The following is a 22,250-nucleotide window of genomic DNA, read 5'->3' as shown; positions in this document are numbered from 1 at the left end:
GCCGTCCCCGCGCAGCGAAGCCCTGCCCCCGGACGACACGGCGGCGGAAAGCACGACGGCGGCAGGAAGAAGGACAAGCGGCACCTCACGGTCCGCCCGGTGGTGCGGTTCAGGAGCTCGCGGTCCGATCTGCTGCTGTGCGGTGTGCTGCTCGTCGCGATCCTGATCGTCCAGGGCTGGAACATCCAGCACTACCCCACCCTCAGCGACGACGAGGGCACCTACCTGGCCCAGGCCTGGGCGGTCCAGGAAGGCAAGGGCCTCGCCCACTACACGTACTGGTACGACCATCCGCCGCTCGGCTGGATGCAGATCGCGTTCCTGACCTGGCTGCCGTCGCTCATCTCACCCGAGTCGATGACCGTCGCGCCGATGCGCTTCTCGATGCTGGTCGTCAGCGCGGCCAGCGCCGTACTGCTCTACATACTCGCCCGCCGGCTGTGGCTGCCGCGCTGGGCGGCCGGCCTGGCGATGGTCCTGTTCGGACTGTCCCCGCTGTCCGTGGTGCTCCAGCGGGAGATCTTCCTCGACAACATCGCCGTGATGTGGATGCTGCTGGCGTTCTGCCTCGCGGCCTCGCCCAACCGCCATCTCTGGCACCACTTCGCCGCCGGTCTCGCCGCCGCCGTCGCGGTGCTCACCAAGGAGACCATGCTGGTCATCCTGCCCGCGCTGCTGGTGACCATGTGGCGGCACAGCCATCGCGACACCCGTAAGTTCGCGGTGACGGGAGCCATCACCGCCTGCGCGCTGATCGGCCTGTCGTACCCCCTCTTCGCCCTGCTCAAAGGGGAGTTGCTGGCGGGGGCCGGCCACGTGTCGCTGTGGGACGGCATCGTCTACCAGATGAGCCGCCCCGGCTCCGGCTTTGTACTCGACAGCGGTACGGGCTCCAACGGCGTCCTGCGCTCCTGGCTCTACTACGACCGGATCCTGCCGCTCGGCGGGATCGCCGGCGCCGTCCTGCTCATGCTCACCCTGCGCTGGTCCGTCACCGCCCGCGCCCTCGCCGGACCGGCCCTCGCCGTGGTGATCCTCACCCTCGTGGCGCTGCGCCCGACCGGCTACCTGCCCGCGATGTACGTCATCCAGGGGCTGCCGTTCCTCGCCCTGGTGCTGGCGGGCGGCGCCGCGAGCATCACCCACGCGATCCTCCGCAAACGACGCGGGCCCCAGGAGGGCCGCACGCTGACCGTCGCCCGCTGGACGGCCCTCGGCGTGCTCGCCGCGACCTCGCTCGTGTACGTCGTACCGCGGTGGTACGACGGCAACCACACCGCGATCACCGCCGACGCCAACGCCCCCTACCGGGCGGCCGCTTCATGGATGGCGAAGGAAGTGCCCGACCCGTCCTCGGCCCGGGTGCTGGTCGACGACGCGCTGTGGCTCGACCTGGTCCACGCCGGGTATGAACCGGGTCTGGGCGCGATCTGGTTCTACAAGGCGGACCTCGACCCCGCCGTGACCAAGACCATGCCGGGAGGGTGGCGCGACCTCGACTACGTCGTCGCCTCCCCGACCGTACGGCGCGACGCCCGCGACCTGCCCAACGTCCGGGACGCCCTCAACCATTCGACCGCCGTCGCCGTGTTCGGCGCCGGCGAGGACCGGATCGAGATCCGGCAGATCGTGGGAGGCAAGCGATGAGCATTCTTCCCCCCGTCGGAGCCGGCGAGCTCGGCGACCCGGAGCTGGAAGCGACGGCCGTGGCCGAGCCCGGAGCCGTCACCGTCATCATCCCGACCTTCAACGAGTCAGGGAACGTACGGGAGTTGCTCCGCCAGCTCACCGACGCCGTCCCGGCCAGACTGCCCTGCGAAGTCCTCTTCGTCGACGACTCGACGGACGACACCCCCGCGGTGATCACCGCCGCCGCGCAGGACTGCCCCTTCCCGGTCAGCGTCATCCACCGGGAGACCCCGGACGGCGGACTCGGCGGAGCCGTCGTCGTCGGCCTCAAGGCCGCGGGCTCCGAGTGGATCGTCGTCATGGACGCCGACCTCCAGCACCCGCCCGCCCTCGTGCCCGACCTGGTCGCGGCGGGCGAGCGGGAGTCCGCGGACCTCGTCGTCGCCAGCCGCTACATCGACGGCGGCAGCCGGGCCGGACTGGCCGGCGGCTACCGCGTCGCCGTCTCCCGCGCCGCGACCTGGCTCACCAAGGGCATCTTCCCGGGGCGCCTGCGCGGCATCAGCGACCCGATGAGCGGATTCTTCGCGATCCGGCGCAGTGCCGTCACCTCCGAGGCGCTGCGGCCGCTCGGCTACAAGATCCTGCTGGAGCTGGCCGTACGGTGCCGGCCCGAGCAGCCCACCGAGGTGCCGTTCGTCTTCCGCGACCGGTTCGCCGGCGAGTCCAAGTCGTCCGCCAAGGAGGGCCTGCGCTTCCTGCGCCACCTGGTGGAGCTGCGGACGGCCTCGCCGGTCGCCCGGATGCTGGCCTTCGGACTGATCGGGCTGACCGGCTTCGTACCGAACCTGCTCGCGCTGGCCGGACTGACGGCGGCCGGGCTGCACTACCTGCCTGCCGAGGTGCTGGCCAACCAGTTCGGCGTGATATGGAACTTCGTCCTCATCGAGGTGCTGCTCTTCCGCAGCCGGCGGGTCCACCGGCACTGGGCGGACCGGGTGGGCCGCTTCGCGCTGCTCGCCAACGCCGACCTGCTGCTGCGCATCCCGCTGATCGCGCTGTTCGTCTCGCAGTTCTCCATGGGGGTGCTGACGGCGACGGCGTGCGCGCTGCTGGCGACGTTCGTCCTGCGGTTCGCGGGCACGGAGGCGCTGGTCTATCTGCCCAAGCGGGAGCGGCGTGCCGCCGCGGCGGGGCGGACGGTGGCGCGGAGCCGGGTGGCCGTGACGCGTGCTCGTACGGAGAGGATCAGCCGGTGAGATTTCTGAGAACGAGCCGTGTCCGTAACGGATTTCGTACGCCCCCGCGCCCCCGGCGCCGTACCGCCCTGCTCGCCGTCGCCGCCCTGACCGCCGGGCTGTTCCTCAGCGCCCAGCAGCCGGCGGCGGCCGGGACGAACCTCATCAAGAACCCCGGCTTCGAGACCGCCGGGACCGGTGGCGACACCATGCCGTACTGCTGGGAGCAGTCCGGCTGGGGCGACAACGACTTCACCTTCGCCACCGTCGCGGACGCCCACTCCGGCACCAAGGCGTTGAAGGTCGAGCTGACCCGCCGGGCCGACGGCGACCGCAAGGCGCTGATCACGGAGACGGCGGCGTGCGCCCCGGCCGTGGCGCCCGGCAAGCAGTACGACCTCTCGCTCTGGTACAAGTCCACCACCCCCGATGTGTCGGTCACGCTCTTCCGGCACGACACCACGGCCGGCTGGCAGTACTGGACCGACCTCAAGACGCTTGACCTGAGCGCCGGTTACCAGCGCGCGGAGGTCCGTACCCCCGAGATCCCGCCCGGCACCGACCGGATCACCTGGGGTGTCTCCGTGTACGGCACGGGCAGTGTGACCACCGACGACTACGTGATGGAGGAGGTCGCCCCGCCCACCTTGGAGCCGACCTGCACCGGCACGACGGTGGAGTGCGCCGACGGCCGGTGGGAGGTCCTGCCCACCGACAACCCCGTGCGCTCGATGCATTCGGTGGTCCTCAACAACGGCAAGGTCCTGCTGATCGCGGGCTCGGGAAACAGCACCGAGAACTTCGAGGCCGGTACGTTCACCTCGGCGGTCTACAACCCCGAGACCGGCACCTACCGTACGATCCCCACCCCCGACGACATGTTCTGCTCCGGCCATGTCCAACTGGCCGACGGCCGGGTGCTGGTGATGAGCGGCAACAAGGGCTACCCGTCGGCGGACGGCACGATCGGCTACCAGGGGCTCAAGGACTCGTACATCTTCGACCCCGACACGGAGGCGTACACCAGGACCAACGACCTGAACGACGGCCACTGGTACCCGTCCGCCACGGTCATGGGCAACGGTGACGTGCTGTCGTTCGGCGGGCTGCGCGAGGACTCCAGCGGATCGGTCACCGCCGAGCGCTGGTCGGCCGCGCAGAACCAGTGGCTGCCGCTCTGGCAGGTCAACCAGACCTGGTCGTACTGGGGCCTGTACCCGTCGATGATCCTCATGCAGGACGGCCGCCTCTTCTACTCCGGCAGCCATGTCTTCGGCAACGGTACCCCGGGCACCGGATCCGCGATCTACGACTACGACACCAACACCGTCACGGACATCCCGGGCCTGCGGAACAAGGACGAACGCGACCAGTCGGCCAGCGTGTTGCTGCCGCCCGCGCAGGACCAGCGGGTGCTGACCATCGGCGGCGGCAACATCGACTCCAACCCGGAGGCGAACCGCATCACCGACCTGATCGACCTCAAGGCACCCAGCCCGCAGTACGTCGCGGGACCGCCGCTGCCCCAGGGCACGGTCGACCTCGGCGCGGGGCCGCAGCCGCAGACCGGCGGCCAGGGCAAGATGTACGGCTCCGCCGTGCTGCTGCCCGACGGCAAGGTGCTGGAGACGGGCGGGGCGCTGCACAACCGCGCCAACCCGGTGTACGAGTCGTCCCTGTTCGACCCCGTGACCAACACCTTCGACCCGGTCACGGCCGACCCGGAGGCGCGCGGCTACCACTCGTCCGCGTTCCTGCTCCCCGACGGCCGCGTCATGACGACGGGCGACAACCCCGGCAACGGCACCTGGAACCAAGCCGTTTCGCTCTACACCCCGCCGTACCTGCTCAAGGGCCCGCGCCCGCGGATCACTTCGCTGATCGACACCGAGTGGCTGTACGGCGACACGCAGCGCATCACGGTCGACCGGCCCATCGCCAAGGCGGAGTTGATCCGGCCGGCCGCGGTGACGCACTCGTCGGACCCCAACCAGCGGTTCGTGGACCTGCCGTTGACTGTCGACGGCAACAACGTCGACCTCAACGTCACCAGCAACCCGAACCTGGCGCCGCCCGGCTGGTACATGCTGTTCGCGGTCGACGCCAACGGCATTCCTTCGATTGCCAAGTGGGTGCACCTGGGCGGCCCGCCGGCGCTCGCCGCGAAGGCGGCGGACTCGGCCCACGTCCACGACTTCGCCGGTGACCTGGCGAAGCCCGCCAAGAAGCCGCAGAAGAAGCGGACTTCGGCGCCGGTGAGCAAGCAGATCGCTGGCTGCGACCGGCACTACGGCTCGGCGAACGTCTGTGTCCCGACGGTCTTCCCCGACACGGTGAAGGCGACGACGAAGGCGCGCTGCGACTGGCTGGCGGCGAACGAGTACGGCCGGCTGAAGGTCAACGGCAAGGACGACCCGCTCAGGCTCGACCCGAACAGGGACGGCTCCGCGTGCGGGAAGGGAGATGTGAAGAGCACGAGGTCCTGAGACCGGGGCCGGTGCGCTTCGACGTCCCGGGCGCCCGTCACAGCCGCCGCCCCGCGGCTGTGGCGGGCACCCGTATGCCCGGCGCCTCCGGCGAATTGTTCATGACGGCTTCCACGGAGAGTCGTACGTCCGACTCTGGCCGCGTTCCCGCAACGGATCTACGATGGGGCGGCGATCGTGGCCCGTGACCCTGACACCGTGAGGGTGTGGCCGTGATCGACGGACCGACGGGGGGACCTCGGTGATATGCCCGCACTGCCAGGAGAACGTCCTTTACAAGGAACGCCCCTCCTACACCTGCTCCAAGTGCCATAAGGCGTTCGCCCTGGAGCCCAGGGCCAATTCCCTGCGGCTCCACGACGCCCGCTTCCTGCGTGTGGCCACGAAGCTGACCGACAACGGCCGAATGAAGATCACCGAGAGCCAGCTCTGGTTCGCGCTGTCCCGCAAGACCTTGCACTCCGTGCGCGGCCCCGGGAGCGGGGTCCCCTCGGCGATCGGATGCGTGGCGTTCGGGCTGCCGGTGGGGGGCGGGCTGGGCGTCGCGGGAGTCGCCATCGGTGGGGAGGGGTACATCCTGACCGCGCTCGGCGCGCTCCTTGTCGTGGGCGCCTTCATCGCGGCGGTGGGGAACGTACGGGACGGCAGGAAGCGGTACGACACGCTTCCGCTCAGCCCCTTCCGCGAACAGGCCATGGCCCGCTGGAAGTTCGCGTACGGAGAGCTGCCCCCCGGCGTCGTGGACGACGCGACCCTGCGCCGCACGCCCCGGCCCGAACGGCCCCGGGCCGCACTCCTCTGCGCGGACCTGGCCGTCGCGTCCTTCCTGGCGGCCAACGACATTCCCGCGCGGTACGGAGTCGAGATCGCCACCACCGTCCAGGCGTTGCCCAACGACGTGCCCGTCGTCGTGCTGCACGACGCGGGAGCGATCGGCAGCGTGCAGGTGCTCGCCGTCCGGGACGCGCTCCCGGGACGGCGGGTGGTCGACGCGGGGCTGCGCCCGCGCGTCGTCATGCACGCGCCGGGCGCGGTGGTGGCCCACGGGACCGCCCCTGAGCCGGGGGCCATCCGGCGGTTGCGAGCCGCCGGCACGCTGACGTCCGAGGAGCTGATGTGGCTGCTCGACGGCTGGTGGAGCCCGCTGGTCGGCGCGCGGCCCGCGACACTCCTGAAGGCCGTCTCGGCCGTCCTGGAACGGGTCACGGACCCCGGGGGCGACCCGGACCGGCGCAAGGCCGAGGCGCTCGGCTTCCTGACGTGGCCGGACGCGGGCCGGGCATGACGGGGGCGCGGCATGAGCTTCGTACCGAACCAGGCAAGCTGAGCGAGAGGGGGCGCTGATGTCCCACACGGACGCCGGCCCCGGCAGGCAAGGGCAGGGGCACGGCCACGGGCAGGGACAGGGACAGGGACCGCGGGGCTGGGTGCGCGGTGCGGTGCGGGACATGGAGCGGCTCTCCCAGCGGCTCCCCTTCGGCGTGGAGGTGTTCCGGCTCGGCGCCGACGGGCGGGTGCTGTTCGCGGACCGGGAGGGGGCGCGGGAGCTGGGCCCGCGTGAGGAGTTCCTGCCGTTCATCGACGCCGGGCAGTTCGCCCACTATCTCGTGGGTGACGCGGGGACGTCCCCGGAGCGCCCGTCGAACGCCACCTTCAAACTCGGGGTGGTCGGCCCGCGCAGCGCGTTCACCCCGCACGCGCACGGCGGCGAGCACGTCGTCCTCAGCCTCGGCCACGCGTCCTGCGGTCTGTACGACGCCGCTCGCGGCCGGGTCACCGAGATCCGGCTGGTCCCGGGGGCGATGATCCGGATCCCGGAGATGATGCCCCACTCCTTCGCCAACCGGGGCGGGCGCCCGCTGAACATCCTCGCCGCCAACACCGGCTTCGGTATCGACCACGAGGACTACGCGATCACCGCGTCGGAGGCCGAACGCCGGGCCACCGAGGACATCGTGCGCGAGCCGCGCCGGGCCGTGGGGACGGTCAGCCGCGTCGGGACGGACTTCGGGCTGCTCGCGGCCGCCCTGCGGGACATCGAACGCGTCCAGCGGGTCGAGGGCGTGGGCACCACCACCGGGCGCGAGCGCCTGGCGGCGGGGCTGCGGCGGGTGGCGTCGGCGCTGGAGGGGCCGCGGTGACAGGGGGAGGAGAGGTACGGGTAGGGGGCGTACGGGGAGGGGGTGGCGCGCCCGGCGTGCGCGGGCGGCTCCTGGGCCGGGCGCTCGAAACCGCCGTCGCGCGCGCCGGGGCGCCCGGGCGGATCCGGTTCACCGAGCGTCAGCTGTACTACGAGCTGTGCCGGGTGGTACGTCCCGTCGGCCGGCTGCCGCGCGCGCTCCCGTTCACACCGGCCCCGCCCGTACCGTACGGACGGTTCGAGGAGGCACTGGCGCGGCGGCGGGGTGAGGCGCCGGGGCTGCCGGGGCTGCCGGGGCTGCCGGGGCTGCTGGGGCCGGACCCGGCGCCGGGTTTCGGTGCGCCGGACGGTGGGTCCCCCGAGCCCGACCTCTACGACTACGGTCTGCCCCGCCTGCTCGTCTGCCAGAGCCGCTCCGTGGCCCGCATGCTCCTCGCCAACGACCTGCACCTGGAGGCCGCGTGCCCCGTGCTCGCCGCCGACGACCTGCCGCTCGACCCCCGGCTGCTGGCCGGGCTCGCGCGGGTGGAGGGCGCCACGGTCCATGTCCTGCACGACGCGAGCGTGGCCGGGATCGCGCTGACCGCACGCCTGCGCGCCGACCATCCGGGGGTACGGGTGGCCTCGCTCGGGCTCGTCCCGCGCCACGCGATCGCGATGCGGCTCAACGCGGCGCGCGATCCGGCGCGTTCGCCCGGTGAGGCCACGCTTCCCGCCGGGCTCGACCGGCGTGAGCGGGACTGGCTGGCGCGGGGGCGTACGGCCGAGGTGGAGGCCGTACACCCGGCGCGGCTGCTCCGTACGGTCCAGCGCCTGGTGCGCGGACCGCGCACGCCCGCCCACTCCGTGTGGACCGGCCTGCGGGAACTCCGTACGGCGGGATTCATGACCTGGCCGGCGAACTGACCGCCCCGGCAGAAAACCGAGCAGGCACACCGAGGACCAGGCGAACCGAGGACCAGAGACGATGAACCGGCCACGCGAAATCCCGTACAGAGACGACCTGCTCGCCGACGGCACCGTCCACCGCGTCTACGCGGACGCGGACACGGACACGGACGCGGACCCTGACGGCGACTTCCGGCGCGGGCGCGAGGAGTGGCGGCGGCGCGACGGCGGCAAGGTGCGCTGGCGCGACAACCGGGGCGCCTCCGGCACCGACGAACTCCTCGGCGAGCGCATCATCAAACGGGTCCACGAGGACGGGCGGGTGACCTACGGCCGGGACATCGGCTACGGCCGCACGGTCTGGGGCCAGGGCGAGACGGTCATGGTCAACCGGACCTCCTTCGGCGGGCGCGTCGGTGTCGTGCTCGGCGGACTGGGCCTCGCCGCCCTCGCGATCACGGCCGCCCACTACCCGCCGTCGACCCTCACCCCGGAAGAGGAAGAGGAACTGCGGCAGCGGCAGGAGGCCGCGCAGAGTTCGTCGGGCGGGGACTCGGGCGGCGGATACGCGGACACGGGCGACTGGGACTCCGACGACGGCGACGGCTGGAACGACGACGACTTCGGGTGAGCCGACCGGTCCCCCCTGAACGCGCCTTGCGGCAAGGCGAGTTCGCAGTGGCCTTCGGAGATGTACAGAACGACGAGCGGGAGAGGTGACCATGGCGCGTTTCTGCGCCTGCCTGGCGGCGGAGCCCGGACGGGCCAGGGACCAACTGGCGGCGATGGGCCTCCCGGTGCGCGACGGCGCGCCCCCGCTGGCGCTGATCGAGGACGAACCCGGTTACGCCACCGGGCCGTTCAGCGCGTACGGGCGTACCGCCGTCGGCGAGGTCACGCTCCACAACCGGCCCGTGCTGTTCGCCGCCCTCGCCACGGCCGGTTCGCCCGCCCCGCCCGACTGCCCGGACGGGGAGCTGCTGTTGCGCTGCTGGGTACGGCTCGGCGCGGCGGGGATCCTCGCGGCGGAGGGCATGTTCGCGCTGGCCGTGCAGGAGGAGGGCCATCTCGTCCTGATCCGCGACCAGGTGGGTGCCCGTACCCTCTTCTACGCCCGCGCCGGGGACTGCTGGGCTGCCTCGACCTCGCTACGGGCCCTGCGCCGGTGGCCCGCGCTCGGCACGGGCCTCGAACTGGCCGCCGTACGGTCGTTCCTGACCTTCGCCTACCTGCCCGGCGAGGAGACCTTGCTGCGAGGGGTACGGGAGGTGCTGCCGGGCCGCTGTCTGCGCCTCGCGGTCGACGGCTCGGTGTCGGAGGAGCACTACTGGGAGCCGGCGGAACAACTCGGCGCCGGTGGGGCTTCGGGGGAGTCGTACGCCCTGCGGCTACGGGAGTTGCTGGAGGAGGCGACCGCGATGCGGCTGCCCGACGCCGAGGCCGTGGGGGTGCTGCTCTCCGGTGGTGTGGACAGTTCGCTGGTGACCGCCCTCGCCGCCAAGCTGCACTCCCACCCCGTGCACACGTACTCCATCAGCTTCGGCGCCGAACTCCCCAACGAACTCGGGTACTCGGGCCTCGTCGCCGCCCACTGCGGGACCCGGCACCGGGTGCTCTCGGTGTCCGGCGACGCGGTCGCCGCGCGTCTCGCGGAGGCGGCGGCCCTGCTCGACAGCCCGGTGGGCGATCCGCTGACCGTACCCAATCTGATGCTCGCCGAGGCTGTGGCGGGGGACGGACTGCGGGTTGTCCTCAACGGGGAGGGCGGCGACCCGGTGTTCGGCGGCCCGAAGAACCTGCCGATGCTGGTGAACGAGATGCACCGCCGCCAACTGCCGGGCGGGGAAGCCGAGGACGCGCGCGAGACGGCGTATCTGCGCTCGTACCGCAAGTGCTTCACCGATCTGCCCGACCTGCTGACCCCCGGCGCGCTGGACGCCCTGGCCACCGCCCCCGCGCCGCAGCGCTTCGTCACGCCCTACCTGCGGCCCGCGCCCGGGGACGGCCGGATGGACCACCTCCTCAACCAGCTGCTCCACTGCAACCTGCGGACCAAGGGCGCCCACCACATCCTCACCAAGGTCGAACGGCTGACCTCCTCGCAGTCCGTCCAGGGCCGCTCCCCGCTCTTCGACCGCCGCGTGGTGGACCACGCCTTCGCGACGCCGCCCCGGTGGAAACTGAACGGGGCGGTGGAGAAGTGGGTGCTCAAGGAGGCCGTACGGGACCTGCTGCCCGGCACGGTCGTGGACCGGCCCAAGAGCGGCATGCGGGTCCCGGTCCAGCAGTGGCTCGGCGGGCCGCTGCGCGAACTGGCCGGTGACCTGCTGCTCGGCCGGGAGGCGCGCGCCCGGGGGCTCTTCCGGCAGGACACCGTCCGCGCGTGGATGCGGGGCGAGGGCGCGCTGCTGCCCCGGCAGGGCGGCAAGCTCTGGCTCGTACTGACCCTCGAACTGTGGCTGCGGGCCTACGACATCAGCTGACGGAGGACACGATGGATGCCACTCAGGGTTTCGCGGACAGCGACTTCGGTCACGCCGGCCTCGCCGACACCGACTTCGCCGAACCGGTCCCGCTGCTCGACCCCCGTACAGGACAGGTACGGGGCAGTTCCGCCGCCGCGCGGCAGCGGCGCGTCGCCGCCGTGGTCGCCGCCGGCCGCCTCGCCCACGCGGGCTGGCGCGCCCTGACCCCGAGGGACCGCTCCCGGCGCCTGGACCGGCTGGCGGGCCTGATCGAGGAGCACGCGGAACGGTACGTCGCCGCCGAACGGGCGGGCACGGGCAAGCCGTTCCACGAGGCGGCCGGCGAGGTGGAGAACGCGGCGGACCTCTTCCGCTTCTACGCCTGGGCGGCGCGCACCCAGGCGTCCCCGGCGGCGGGCGGCCTGGTCGCGGGCCACGAGAGCTGGGTCCGCTGGGAGCCGCTCGGGGTCGCCGCCGTGGTCGTGCCCTGGAACTACCCGCTGATGATGGCCGCTTGGCGCTGCGCCCCCGCCGTCGCCGCCGGGAACACGGTGGTCGTCAAGCCCGCCGAGACCACCCCCGACTCGCTGCTGCTCCTCGCCGAGCACGCGCGCGAGGCGCTCGGCGACGGTGTGGTGCAGACGCTGCCGGGCGACCGGGACACCGGGCGGCTGCTGGTGGCGGCGGACGTGGACCTGATCGCCTTCACCGGCAGCGCGGTCGCCGGGGCGGAGGTGGCGGCACGGGCCGGCACGAGGCGCGTCAGCCTCGAACTGGGCGGCAACAGCCCGGTAGTTGTCCTGCCGGACGCCCCGGAGGACACCTGGAAGGAACTGGCCGAGGCGACCACGTACAACGCCGGGCAGAGCTGCGCCGTACCCGCCCGGGTGATCACCCTGCGCGAGAACCACGCTTCGGTGGTCGCCCAGTTGGCCGGGGCGATGCGCGAGCGGGAGGCGGGGCGGGACTTCGGTCCGCTCAACAACGCGGACCAGGCGGCGCGTTACGACCGGATCGTGGCCCGCTCGGCGGCGAAGGTGTCGGCGGCCGGCCAACTCGTCCCGGCGGAAGGGGAGGAGGGCGGCTACTGGCGTCCGGCGCGGGTGCTCTCCGAGCTGCCCGACGACGATCCGGCCGTGGTGGAAGAGGTGTTCGGCCCGCTGCTGACCGTACAGGCGGCGGAGAGTGTCGACGCGGCCGTCGCCCTGGCGAACGGGGTGCCGCAGGCGCTGGCCGCGAGTGTGTGGACGCGGGACATCGCGGCGGGGCTGGACCTGGCGGCCCGGCTGAACGCGGGGGAGGCGTGGCTCAACTGCCACCTGGTCCAGACGGCGGAGCTGCCGCACGGGGGCCGGGGCGCGTCGGGGCACGGTACGGACCTCAGCACGCTGGCGCTGCACGAGTACCAGCGGCCCAAGACGATCACGGCGCGGGTACGGCTGACGCCCCGGTTCGGGTGAGGGGTCTTACGTCCGGTTGCGGTTGCCTTCCTCAGAGCCGCAGCCCGCTCTCCAGCGTGTCGAACGCGCGGCCGACCAGGGTGAGCAGATCGTCGCGGCAGCCGTGCTCGCCCCAGTACAGGGCCGCCTCGCCCAGCGCGCCCAGGACCGCCGCCGTGAGGACGCGCAGTTCCAGGTCCCCGGGCTCCCGGCCGGTGCGCTCGGCCAGCACGGTGGTGAGCAGGCTGCCCGTCACCGCCCTGGTCTCGGCCGTCCGGGCGCGGATCGCGGGGACCTCCACCATCAGCCGGGTGCGCTGGACGATCTCGTCGTGCTCCTCCGCCAGGAGCGTGCGCAGGGCGTCGGTGAGGGTGAACCGCAGCGCGTCCAGGGGTGACTCCCCGGCGGGCCGCGAGCGCAACCCGGCAGCCAGGACGCGGTCGTACGCGTCGCAGAGGACGATGTCCTCCTTGGCCGGGAAGTAGCGGAAGACCGTGGAGGCGGAGACCTCGGCCGCCCGCGCGATCTGCTCGACGGTGGTCGCCTCGTACCCCTGTTCGGCGATGAGCCGGTAGGTGGCCCGGCGGATCCCGGTCCTGGTCCTGAGCTTCTTGCGCTCGCGGAGGCCGGGGCGCGGCGGGGGGTCCTGGAGCGGGTGAGGTGAGGGGGCGGCCATGATCCCCATTGTCCGGCACAGCGATTCTTCGGCAGCCACTGTCAAATGACAGCGGCTGCCGGGCAGAGGATGGGTGTGCGTGGCTCAGGAGTACTCGTACGCCACCAGCGAGATCCCGATGAAGTGCACGATGAAGGCGGCCAGGGTGAGGGAGTGGAACACCTCGTGGAAGCCGAACCAGCGCGGTGACGGGTTCGGGCGCTTGAGTCCGTAGATGACGCCGCCCGCGCTGTAGAGGACACCGCCGACGACCACGAGGACGAGGACGGCGATGCCACCGGCCCGCATGAAGTCGGGCAGGAAGAAGACGGCGGCCCAGCCGAGCGCGATGTAGCAGGGGGTGTACAGCCAGCGCGGGGCGCCGACCCAGAACACCCGGAAGGCTATGCCGGCCAGCGCGGCGATCCAGACGGCCCAGAGCAGGACACGGCCCGACGCGTCGGGGAGCAGCAGCATGGTCAGCGGGGTGTAGGTGCCCGCGATGATGAGGAAGATGTTGGCGTGGTCGAGCCGGCGCAGTACGGCTTCGCCGCGCGGCCCCCACGTACCCCGGTGGTATATGGCGCTGACGCCGAAGAGCAGGCAGGCGGTCAGGACGTAGATCCCGCAGGCGACCCGGGCCCGTACCGAGTCCGTCAGGACGATCAGGGTCACTCCCGCGACCAGGACGGCGGGGAACATGCCCGCGTGCAGCCAGCCGCGCAGCTTGGGCTTGACCGGGCTCGGCAGCTGGATCTCGACCGGTCCCCCTTCGGCGGGCTGTGGGGGGTTCGCGTAGGAGTCGGGTGCGGCGGGAGTCATACGGTCATGCTACCTACGCCACCGTAGGTTACGTTTCAGTACAAAGCGGGCGGGTGGGTGACCGGGAGGTGGCTCGCGGGTGCCGGTGGCCGCCGCGCGGCAGTGGTCATGCTCACATGTGAGGCCCTATGGACAGATGGGCGCTATCGTCGGATGATCAAATGAGTGTGGTCGGCACCGGATGAGCGGGCTACGAAGGCGTCCGGGTCGAGGCCCCCACGGGGTAGACAACCTCAAATCCCTCATTTAGGAGCAATCGTGGCGCGCGACATCGCGGCTCCCTCCCCCTTCCCGACAACGGCCCCCAGCACCACGCCCCTCGCCCCTCTCGTCTCTTCCTCTCCGTCCCCCCACCGTGAGCTGAACCGCTGGGTCGAGGAGATCGCCGCTCTCACCCAGCCGGACCGGGTGGTCTGGTGCGACGGATCCGAGGCGGAGTACGAGCGCCTGTGCGGGGAGCTGGTCGCTCAGGGCACGTTCACCAAGCTCGACGCCGTCAAGCGGCCGAACTCGTACTACGCCGCCTCGGACCCGTCCGACGTGGCGCGCGTCGAGGACCGTACGTTCATCTGCTCCGAGAAGGAGGAGGACGCGGGCCCGACCAACCACTGGAAGGCCCCCGCCGAGATGCGGGCCGTCTTCGCCGGTGAGGACGGCGTCTTCCGGGGCGCGATGCGCGGCAGGACGATGTACGTCGTGCCGTTCTGCATGGGCCCGATCGGTTCGCCGCTCGCGGCCATGGGCGTCGAGATCACGGACTCCGCGTACGTCGCCGTCTCGATGCGCACGATGACCCGCATGGGCAGTGCCGTACTCCAAGAGCTGGGCGAGGACGGCGACTTCGTCAAGGCCGTCCACACGCTGGGCGCGCCGCTCGCCCCCGGCGAGGCGGACGTGCCGTGGCCGTGCAACTCCACCAAGTACATCTCGCACTTCCCCGAGGACCGCGAGATCTGGTCGTACGGCTCCGGCTACGGCGGCAACGCCCTGCTGGGCAAGAAGTGTTACGCGCTGCGCATCGCCTCCGTCATGGCACGCGACGAGGGTTGGCTCGCGGAGCACATGCTGATCCTCAAACTCACCCCGCCCCGGGGGGAGTCGAAGTACGTCGCGGCCGCGTTCCCGTCCGCGTGCGGCAAGACGAACCTCGCGATGCTGGAGCCGACCGTCCCCGGCTGGACGGTGGAGACCATCGGCGACGACATCGCGTGGATGCGGTTCGGGGAGGACGGCAGGCTGTACGCGATCAACCCCGAGGCCGGCTTCTTCGGCGTCGCGCCCGGCACGGGCGAACACACCAACGCCAACGCGATGAAGACGCTGTGGGGCAACTCCGTCTTCACGAACGTGGCGCTCACCGACGACGGTGACATCTGGTGGGAGGGCATGACGGAGGAGGCGCCCGCGCACGTCACGGACTGGAAGGGCCAGGACTGGACACCGGAGTCGGACACCCCGGCCGCCCACCCGAACGCCCGCTTCACCGTCCCGGCGGGCCAGTGCCCGATCATCGCGCCCGAGTGGGAGGACCCCCGGGGCGTACCCATCTCGGCGATCCTCTTCGGCGGCCGGCGCGCCTCCGCCGTACCCCTGGTGACGGAGTCGTTCGACTGGCAGCACGGCGTCTTCCTGGGCGCGAACGTGGCGTCGGAGAAGACGGCGGCGGCCGAGGGCAAGGTCGGCGAACTGCGCCGCGACCCCTTCGCGATGCTGCCGTTCTGCGGCTACAACATGGGTGACTACATGGCCCATTGGCTGGAGGTGGCCGAGGGCCGGGACCCGGCGGCCCTGCCGAAGATCTACTACGTGAACTGGTTCCGCAAGGACGACGAGGGCCACTTCGTGTGGCCCGGCTTCGGCGAGAACAGCCGCGTCCTGAAGTGGATCGTGGAACGCCTGGAGGGCACGGCGGAGGGCGTGGAAACCCCCATCGGCATCCTGCCCACAAGGGCGTCCCTGGACACGGAGGGCCTGCAACTCACCGACACTCAGCTGGACTTCCTCCTGACGGTGGACAAGGAGGTCTGGCGCGACGAGGCATCCCTGATCCCCCGCCACCTCAACACCTTCGGCGACCACACCCCGAAGGCCCTCTGGGACGAGTACGACGCCCTGGTGAACCGCCTGTCCTGACGCCGCCGAAACCCCCGCCCGGCCTGCGTGACCCCGACGGCCGGCGGGGGCTTTTCCATGTCGTGGGGATCCCTGCCTCTGCCGAGGGACTCGTCCCGCGTCCGGGGGAGAATCCGCCCGTGACTGCTTTCCTGCTCATCTCCAAGTACGACGAAGCGAGACGCCGTGGTGAGGTCGACGACTGGATGTCGTACGACGACATCGGAGCATCGTTCGACGGCCGTGTCCTCACCGCCGAGGAGTATCAACGGACCGAGGATCTCTAGATCTCGGCGGTCGAGCTGCTGGCGAAGGCCGTCGGCGTGGATCGTTTCACCCTGCGGCACGTCATCCTGAATGTCCCCGGGCCTTCATGGCTCGGAGTGGCGTACGACGGCCGGGTGATCGACCTGGCGGCTGCCTTGCGACTGCTCAGGGAAAACCTGCGCGACGGCACGAACGTGGCCTGGCTGGAGAGCGGCGATGTGTTGCGGATAGGGGTTGATACGGATTTCTACCTGGCGGTGCAGATTCAGGAGAGTGCGCTCGGATCTCTGACGGAGATCGAGAAGATGGGGTTGTATCCGGTGAGGGTTCCCTCCTGGGCAGAGGAAGAGGAGGAGCCGACTGTCTCTCGTCCCGCGGACGGTGGGTATTGGACAGAGGTGACGGCCCGAGCTGCGGTGGACAGCACAACACCGACGCTCATCCTGGAACGCTGGGCGCACGGACGCTGCGGGCACCGGTGGTACCTCGTGGAGGACGGCGGCCTCCCGCTGGGCGCCGGATCAGTGAGGCGCCAGTCCTTGGTCACAGCCTTCTTCGGCGCGGAGATCCGTTGGGCTGCCCGGAGCGGCCTCGCCGGTACGTATCAGACCGGAGTTTCGTACAAGCCCTCCGGAGTGGTGGGTGGAGTGAGCTACTCGGCCGCGGGCGCCCTGCCCGGCGGGAGCTACAGCCTCACCTACGACACGAACACGCTCCGTCCCGTTGCCATGATCGGGAACGGGTACAGCACCACCACCTCCTACAGCCTCACCGGCAAGCCGCTCGTTCACGAACTCGGCGACAACAGCGACGGCACCAGGACGGTGATCACCAATGAGTACGAGCGGGGAACCCGACGGCTGGCGAACACACGGGTCGACCGACTGCCCATCCCCGGTGTCGACAAGTACCTCACGTACCGGTACGACCAGATCGGCAACATCCTTTCCGCCGCGGACGTTTCCCGGTCGGGCACGGACAACCAGTGCTACACCTACGACCATCTGCGCCGCCTGACCGAGGCCTGGACCGAACCCGACACCGCCTGCGCCACCACACCGGTCGGCCAGACCATCGCCGGACCGGCTCCGTACTGGAACAGCTACACCTACGACAAGACCGGCAACAGGCTCACCGAGACTCGTCACGACACCGCCGGTGACAGCAGCAAGGATCTCAAGAGCACCTACGACTACCCCGACGCGGGACAGCCTCGGCCCCATGCCCTGGACTCCGTGACGACCACTGGTCCGACCGTCACCTCGCAGGACAGCTACACGTACGACGAGACGGGCAACACCACCACCCGCACCGTCTCCGGAGACACGCAGAGCCTCCTGTGGGACGTGGAAGGACACCTCGCCAAGGTCACCGAAGCGGGCGAAGGTGGCGACAAAGTCACCGACTACCTCTACGACGCCGACGGCAACCGTCTGATCGCCCGTACTCCCACCGAGACCACTCTCTACCTCGGACACACCGAAATCACCGTCGCCAAGGGCACCACCACCCCCAAGGCCACCCGTTACATCGACATAGGCGAAGGGAACCAGGCTGTCCAGGACAACAACGGCGCTGTCTCCTTCACCATCGCTGACCACCAAGGCACTGGCCAGCTCGCCGTTACCTCCAACAGCCAGACCCTCACACAGCGCCGCACCCAGCCCTTCGGCAGCCCTCGCGGCACTCAACCCACCACCTGGCCCGGAACCAAGAACTTCGTCGGCGGCACCAACGACACCTCCACCGGCCTGACCCACCTCGGCGCCCGCGAATACGACTCCAGCACGGGCCGCTTCCTCTCCGTCGACCCGCTCCTCGACACGGCGAACCCCCAGCAGATGAACGGCTACTCCTACGCGGAGAACAGCCCCATCACCCAGAGCGACCCCAGCGGCCTCATGGCCTGCGCCTCGCCGGCTGAATGCGGCGGCGGCCTCCAGTACGGCAACAGCCCGGCAGCCCAAAGCGGAAAACCCCTCAACGACCCCTCCTGGGGCTGCCCCGGTTGCGACGGCGACAGCTACGACGACGGCTGGTGGGAGAGCAGCGGCTGGAGCGCGGCACCCATCAGTCCCAGTATCAAGCCCGGTACGGTCATGGTCTTCCCCAATATTCACGTACCTGCCGACTGGAAATACGCCGACGACTACAAGACAAAGCTCAACGAAGCAATCACCAGAAACGACCTCCGGCCAGGGCAGACGTCAAGCTGGATCACCAACCCAGAATTTGAAGACCAGCCCGAAAAAGCCGCAGAGGATATCCAGCGTCTCTCATTCATAATCTGCGGAAAAGTAGACGGCTGCCCGAAGTCGATTAGCTCCGCGAAAGCATTTGTGCTCGCCGGCGTTTCTGCGCAGATAGCGGCAGGCGGTGGAGAGGGCAGCGTCGGCAGATGGTCGGCGGGGGCAACTAAGGGCCAGTGCAACAGCTTCACTCCTGGCACGAAGGTTCTTCTCGAGGATGGCACCACCAAGCCCATCGAAGACCTCAAGGTCGGCGACAAGGTGCTCGCCACTGACCCGGAAACCGGCAAGACCACACCGAAAAAGGTCACAGCCGAGATCAAGGGGAAGGGCCTCAAGAATCTCGTCAAGATCGCTCTCCGTATCAGCAACAAGCGCGGCTCGAGCACGACAACCGTCACCGCAACCGACGGTCACCCGTTCTGGGTCCCCGAACTCCACGAGTGGATCGACGCCACCGATCTCCGTGCGGGACAGCACCTCCAGACCAGCACTGGTGGAGCACGCGTCCAGATCACAGCCCTCGAGCGCCAGACCCGACCTGCAACGGTCTACAACCTCACGATCGCCGACCTCCACACATACTATGTTCTGGCGGGGGCCACGCCGGTCCTCGTTCACAACTGCGGTGGATCTCTCTATGAAGCTGGTGGGAAGCACGGTGCTTCGGCCCGCGGAAGCTCCAGGGGAACAAATAGCGCTGAGCCGCAGAATGGCCAGGCTGCCTTGGATAACTCAGTCCCGGTAAAGGGGACCTCTCCTCGGAGAGTCGGGGTCGACGTCGAAAACGGAGAGATTGTTGTCCTGGATCGTACGGTCCAGCGGCCATGCAAGTGTGGTGGCGGAGGAACGAATGATATTTATCACGGGCACGTCCGCGGATGGGGCGATCTCCATATTGACATGCAGAATTCCCTGAGGCGAGCGGGTCTCGTCGACAGGAGAGGGAGGGTCATAGGGTGAGGTCACAAGATTCTGCACGGGCTGATCGAGAGTGGCGCGCTGAAATGCTGGCCGTAATTGCTAACGGTTCAGTGGATCAAGCGACGGAGGCGCTCTTGTCGTTGACGTTCAATGACCCGGACGGCGCTTGGGTGGAGAGTGTTCTCTTGGATTGCCTTGATGGGGACTTCGACGATCAAGTGAAACTCCTTGCAGTCACCTGCTTCGGGCATCTAGCCCGAATTCATGGGGAAATCTGTAATCCTCGTACAGTGATGCAGGTGAAACGTATGACGGAAGTGCCGGGGTTTGAAGGGCGGGCGCAGGATGCACTTGATGACTTCGAGACATTTCTTTAGGGCATCCTTCCGGAGCGGGCGGCCGTAGAGCCCGAGCGGTATTCGCAGGAGTGAACAAGGAGGCCCGCCAGGCGGGGCCTGGCGGGCCTCCTGGCTGCAGTGTCGGCACTCGTCGGCGGCAAGGTCAGTGGACGGTGGCTCCGCACTGCGCCGGGTCGTTACCGTCGTCGTGGGCCGATTCATTGTTGACGGGACCATCAACGGCCGTACTGATGGTGCGCGCGGGAGGCGAAGTCGGACATGCGCTAAGACGGTGGCGGTGGCGCCGATGTGGGTACGGCCGAGTAGTTCCTTGGAGACGACGAGTTCGACGCCTTGCTCGAGGGGCAGGGTGGGCAATGGAATGCCGGACGTCGTGGAAAGGAATGTGACGGGCCTGGCCTTGCGGAGGGGCGTGGTGAAGGCGCGGGTGGGGTTGGTCGGTCGATGGTCCTGCCCTGTGGCGTAGTGAACACGTGCCCGTTGTGCAGCCACTCGGTGCCTACCATGTGACGGTCACGCTGCTGCTGTTCGTGGTGGTGCTTCAGCGACTTGAGGCAGCGGGTTGGGAGGGTGGTGCGGCGTTCGGAGGACCGGGTCTTGGTGGACAACGTGGTCAGTTCCTCCCGTGCTGGCGCGTGCAGGTGATATTGGCCTTCTCAGGTCCGCAAGTTGAGCGTTGGGCGGGGTCGTGGGGATCGTCCCGAGATCGTAGCGAGGCCAAGGGGCGGGCCGGATTGTCCGGTACGGCCTTCTCGGTACGGTCTGGTGCCCGGGGGACGTACAACGTTCATCGAGCTTTGGCAAAAAGGTCTTCCAAGCCGGGGTCTACGCGCGCAGAGTGGTCCCTCGCACCGCCTCTCGTCCCATCACTCCACCCCCACACGGAGGTTGACGGATGCTTGGATCCGTGAAGTCCCGCTGCCTGCTCATCGCCGCCACGGCGTCCCTCGGTCTGGTCACCGCGGGCGCCGGCTACTCCGCCCAGGCGGCCGGCCCGGCCGCCCGCGCCGCTGTCCCCGCAGCTCCCGCCGCCGCTGCCGCCACGCACCGCGTGCTCTTCGACAACTCGAAGGCCGAGCAGGCCGGCAACGCCGACTGGGTCATCGGCTCCAGCCAGCCTGACCCGCTCGGCCAGGACTCCACCCCCACGAAGGAGACCGACTGGACCGGTGGCCTCTCCGCGTGGGGTGTCGCGCTCCAGAGAACCGGTGACTACTCGCTCAAGACCCTGCCGGCCGGCAACACCATCACCTACGGCGGCTCCGGCGCCCTCGACCTCAAGAACTTCGACACCTTCGTCCTGCCCGAGCCCAACATCCGGCTCAGCACGGCGGAGAAGACCGCGGTCATGAAGTTCGTACAGGCGGGTGGCGGGCTCTTCCTGATCTCCGACCACGACGTCAGTGACCGCAACAACGACGGTTACGACTCGCCCATGATCATCAACGACCTGATGACCAGCAACGGGGTGGACAACACGAACCCGTTCGGCTTCTCGGTCGACAAGCTCAACGTCGCCTCCGGCAACCCGAAGGCGATCAGCGACAGTTCGAACCCGGTCCTGAACGGCTCCTTCGGCAAGGTGACCGGCAGCCTGATCGCCAACGGCACCACCTTCACCCTCAAGCCGGCCGACAACCCGGCCGTCAAGGGCCTTCTCTGGCGCTCCGGTTACAGCACCACCGGCACCACCGGCGCCTTCTTCGTCACCAGCACGTTCGGCAGCGGCCGGGTGGCGATCTGGGGTGACAGCTCGCCGGTCGACGACGGTACGGGCGCCTCGGGCGACACCCTCTACGACGGCTGGAACGACTCGTCGGCCACCAACGCCGCGCTCGCCCTGAACGCGACGGCGTGGCTGTCCGGTACGGGCACCGGTGGCGGGGGTGGCGGCGGCACCTGCACCACGTCGGGCCAGCTGCTCGCCAACCCCGGCTTTGAGTCGGGCACTTCGGGGTGGAGCGCCACGTCCGGCGTGATCACCTCCAGCACCGCGAAGGCGTCCCATTCCGGTTCGTACAAGGCGTGGCTCGGTGGCGCGGGTACGGCAGGTACGGAGACGCTCTCCCAGTCGGTGACGATCCCGGCCAACTGCTCCGCCTCGCTGAGCTTCTGGCTGCACATCGACACCGCCGAGACCGGCACGACGGCGTACGACACGCTCAAGGTGCAGGTCCTGAACTCCTCGGGCACCGTCCTCGGCACCCCCGCGACGTACTCCAACGTCAACGCGGCGACCGGCTACACCCAGCGCACCCTTGACCTCAGCGCCTACGCCGGCCAGTCGGTGACGCTGAAGTTCACCAGCACGGAAGGCTCCAAGCTCCAGACGTCGTTCGTGGTGGACGACACCGCGCTCAACGTCAGCTGAACGAAGGTTCGTTTGCGCCTCTCGGCCGCCAAATGCTATGGGTTCCCTGGGTATTTGGCGGCCGGTGCGTGCGGCTGTTCATTCTCCGTTCTTTGTTGATTGTCTATTTGGTTCCCTTGGGGATTCGCCATTGAGGGCAACCAATTTCTCGCGCCGGAAGTCATGTTTGTGGTGTGCAAGAGCAAGAGACCACAACTGCCTTATGG

16 protein-coding genes are annotated in these 22,250 nt (G+C 69.7%); 14 read left to right on the top strand and 2 right to left on the bottom strand.

What is annotated here, in order from left to right:
• The first annotated feature begins 99 nt into the window (after nt 1-99).
• The 9 genes from OG349_RS13035 to OG349_RS12995 all read left to right on the top strand — a co-directional run bounded on the left by OG349_RS13035 (nt 100) and on the right by OG349_RS12995 (nt 12,306).
• Nucleotides 100-1,647 carry an ArnT family glycosyltransferase gene (locus tag OG349_RS13035; RefSeq protein ID WP_442806381.1) on the top strand — a complete coding sequence of 516 codons (1,548 nt, stop codon included), beginning with the start codon at nt 100-102 and terminating at the stop codon, nt 1,645-1,647.
• On the top strand, nt 1,644-2,888 hold the full coding sequence (locus tag OG349_RS13030; protein ID WP_327234766.1) for a polyprenol monophosphomannose synthase: 1,245 nt from the start codon (nt 1,644-1,646) through the stop codon (nt 2,886-2,888). The genes OG349_RS13035 and OG349_RS13030 overlap by 4 nt, the downstream gene beginning before the upstream one ends.
• Nucleotides 2,885-5,353, top strand: a complete 2,469-nt coding sequence (locus tag OG349_RS13025; protein WP_442806245.1) for a galactose oxidase-like domain-containing protein — start codon at nt 2,885-2,887, stop codon at nt 5,351-5,353. The genes OG349_RS13030 and OG349_RS13025 overlap by 4 nt, the downstream gene beginning before the upstream one ends.
• 241 nt (nt 5,354-5,594) lie before the next feature.
• Nucleotides 5,595-6,638 (top strand): hypothetical protein, encoded by a 1,044-nt coding sequence (locus OG349_RS13020; RefSeq protein WP_327234765.1) that lies wholly within the window; start codon nt 5,595-5,597, stop codon nt 6,636-6,638.
• Nucleotides 6,639-6,696: 58 nt separating this feature from the next.
• The gene (locus OG349_RS13015; RefSeq protein ID WP_327234764.1) at nt 6,697-7,494 is read left to right on the top strand and encodes a cupin domain-containing protein; all 798 of its coding nucleotides are present in this window, start codon (nt 6,697-6,699) and stop codon (nt 7,492-7,494) included.
• A 56-nt stretch (nt 7,495-7,550) separates the two neighbouring features.
• Complete coding sequence (locus tag OG349_RS13010) at nt 7,551-8,399, top strand: hypothetical protein (RefSeq protein ID WP_327234763.1); 849 nt, start codon at nt 7,551-7,553, stop codon at nt 8,397-8,399.
• Between the two features lie 61 nt (nt 8,400-8,460).
• Nucleotides 8,461-9,012 carry a hypothetical protein gene (locus OG349_RS13005; protein ID WP_327234762.1) on the top strand — a complete coding sequence of 184 codons (552 nt, stop codon included), beginning with the start codon at nt 8,461-8,463 and terminating at the stop codon, nt 9,010-9,012.
• A gap of 91 nt (nt 9,013-9,103) precedes the next feature.
• On the top strand, nt 9,104-10,864 hold the full coding sequence (locus OG349_RS13000) for an asparagine synthetase B family protein (protein WP_327234761.1): 1,761 nt from the start codon (nt 9,104-9,106) through the stop codon (nt 10,862-10,864).
• An 11-nt stretch (nt 10,865-10,875) separates the two neighbouring features.
• Complete coding sequence (locus OG349_RS12995; RefSeq protein WP_327234760.1) at nt 10,876-12,306, top strand: aldehyde dehydrogenase family protein; 1,431 nt, start codon at nt 10,876-10,878, stop codon at nt 12,304-12,306.
• Between the two features lie 31 nt (nt 12,307-12,337).
• Here the strand turns inward: OG349_RS12995 and OG349_RS12990 are convergent, their stop codons facing one another.
• On the bottom strand, nt 12,338-12,961 hold the full coding sequence (locus OG349_RS12990; RefSeq protein WP_442806244.1) for a TetR/AcrR family transcriptional regulator: 624 nt from the start codon (nt 12,959-12,961) through the stop codon (nt 12,338-12,340).
• An 84-nt stretch (nt 12,962-13,045) separates the two neighbouring features.
• On the bottom strand, nt 13,046-13,762 hold the full coding sequence (trhA, locus tag OG349_RS12985) for a PAQR family membrane homeostasis protein TrhA (protein ID WP_327234759.1): 717 nt from the start codon (nt 13,760-13,762) through the stop codon (nt 13,046-13,048).
• Between the two features lie 258 nt (nt 13,763-14,020).
• On the opposite strand from trhA, the gene OG349_RS12980 reads away from it, so the two are divergent.
• The 5 genes from OG349_RS12980 (at nt 14,021) to OG349_RS12960 (ending at nt 22,044) form a co-directional block, all read left to right on the top strand.
• On the top strand, nt 14,021-15,895 hold the full coding sequence (locus tag OG349_RS12980) for a phosphoenolpyruvate carboxykinase (GTP) (RefSeq protein WP_327234758.1): 1,875 nt from the start codon (nt 14,021-14,023) through the stop codon (nt 15,893-15,895).
• A gap of 119 nt (nt 15,896-16,014) precedes the next feature.
• Nucleotides 16,015-16,161, top strand: coding sequence for a hypothetical protein (locus OG349_RS12975; protein ID WP_327234757.1), 147 nt, complete (start codon nt 16,015-16,017; stop codon nt 16,159-16,161).
• A gap of 114 nt (nt 16,162-16,275) precedes the next feature.
• Complete coding sequence (locus tag OG349_RS12970) at nt 16,276-19,353, top strand: polymorphic toxin-type HINT domain-containing protein (protein ID WP_327234756.1); 3,078 nt, start codon at nt 16,276-16,278, stop codon at nt 19,351-19,353.
• Nucleotides 19,350-19,691 carry a hypothetical protein gene (locus OG349_RS12965; protein WP_327234755.1) on the top strand — a complete coding sequence of 114 codons (342 nt, stop codon included), beginning with the start codon at nt 19,350-19,352 and terminating at the stop codon, nt 19,689-19,691. Before OG349_RS12970 ends, OG349_RS12965 begins: the two co-directional genes overlap by 4 nt.
• An 877-nt stretch (nt 19,692-20,568) precedes the next feature.
• A complete protein-coding gene (locus tag OG349_RS12960; protein WP_327234754.1) occupies nt 20,569-22,044 on the top strand; it encodes a hydrolase in 1,476 nt (491 codons plus the stop codon).
• Nucleotides 22,045-22,250 lie beyond the last annotated feature (206 nt).

The sequence above is a fragment of the Streptomyces sp. NBC_01317 genome (genome assembly GCF_035961655.1).
GTDB lineage: Bacteria > Actinomycetota > Actinomycetes > Streptomycetales > Streptomycetaceae > Streptomyces.
Note: the sequence above shows the minus strand (reverse complement) of the source record. Positions and strands in the feature narration are given on the sequence as shown.

What these genes read in the sequence shown, in the direction of transcription:
- OG349_RS13030 (WP_327234766.1), top strand. Translation starts at nt 1,644, where the DNA reads ATGAGCATTCTTCCCCCCGTCGGAGCCGGCGAGCTCGGCGACCCGGAG.
- OG349_RS13015 (WP_327234764.1), top strand. Translation starts at nt 6,697, where the DNA reads ATGTCCCACACGGACGCCGGCCCCGGCAGGCAAGGGCAGGGGCACGGC.
- OG349_RS13005 (WP_327234762.1), top strand. Translation starts at nt 8,461, where the DNA reads ATGAACCGGCCACGCGAAATCCCGTACAGAGACGACCTGCTCGCCGAC.
- OG349_RS13000 (WP_327234761.1), top strand. Translation starts at nt 9,104, where the DNA reads ATGGCGCGTTTCTGCGCCTGCCTGGCGGCGGAGCCCGGACGGGCCAGG.
- OG349_RS12995 (WP_327234760.1), top strand. Translation starts at nt 10,876, where the DNA reads ATGGATGCCACTCAGGGTTTCGCGGACAGCGACTTCGGTCACGCCGGC.
- OG349_RS12990 (WP_442806244.1), bottom strand. Translation starts at nt 12,961, where the DNA reads ATGGCCGCCCCCTCACCTCACCCGCTCCAGGACCCCCCGCCGCGCCCC.
- trhA (WP_327234759.1), bottom strand. Translation starts at nt 13,762, where the DNA reads ATGACTCCCGCCGCACCCGACTCCTACGCGAACCCCCCACAGCCCGCC.
- OG349_RS12960 (WP_327234754.1), top strand. Translation starts at nt 20,569, where the DNA reads ATGCTTGGATCCGTGAAGTCCCGCTGCCTGCTCATCGCCGCCACGGCG.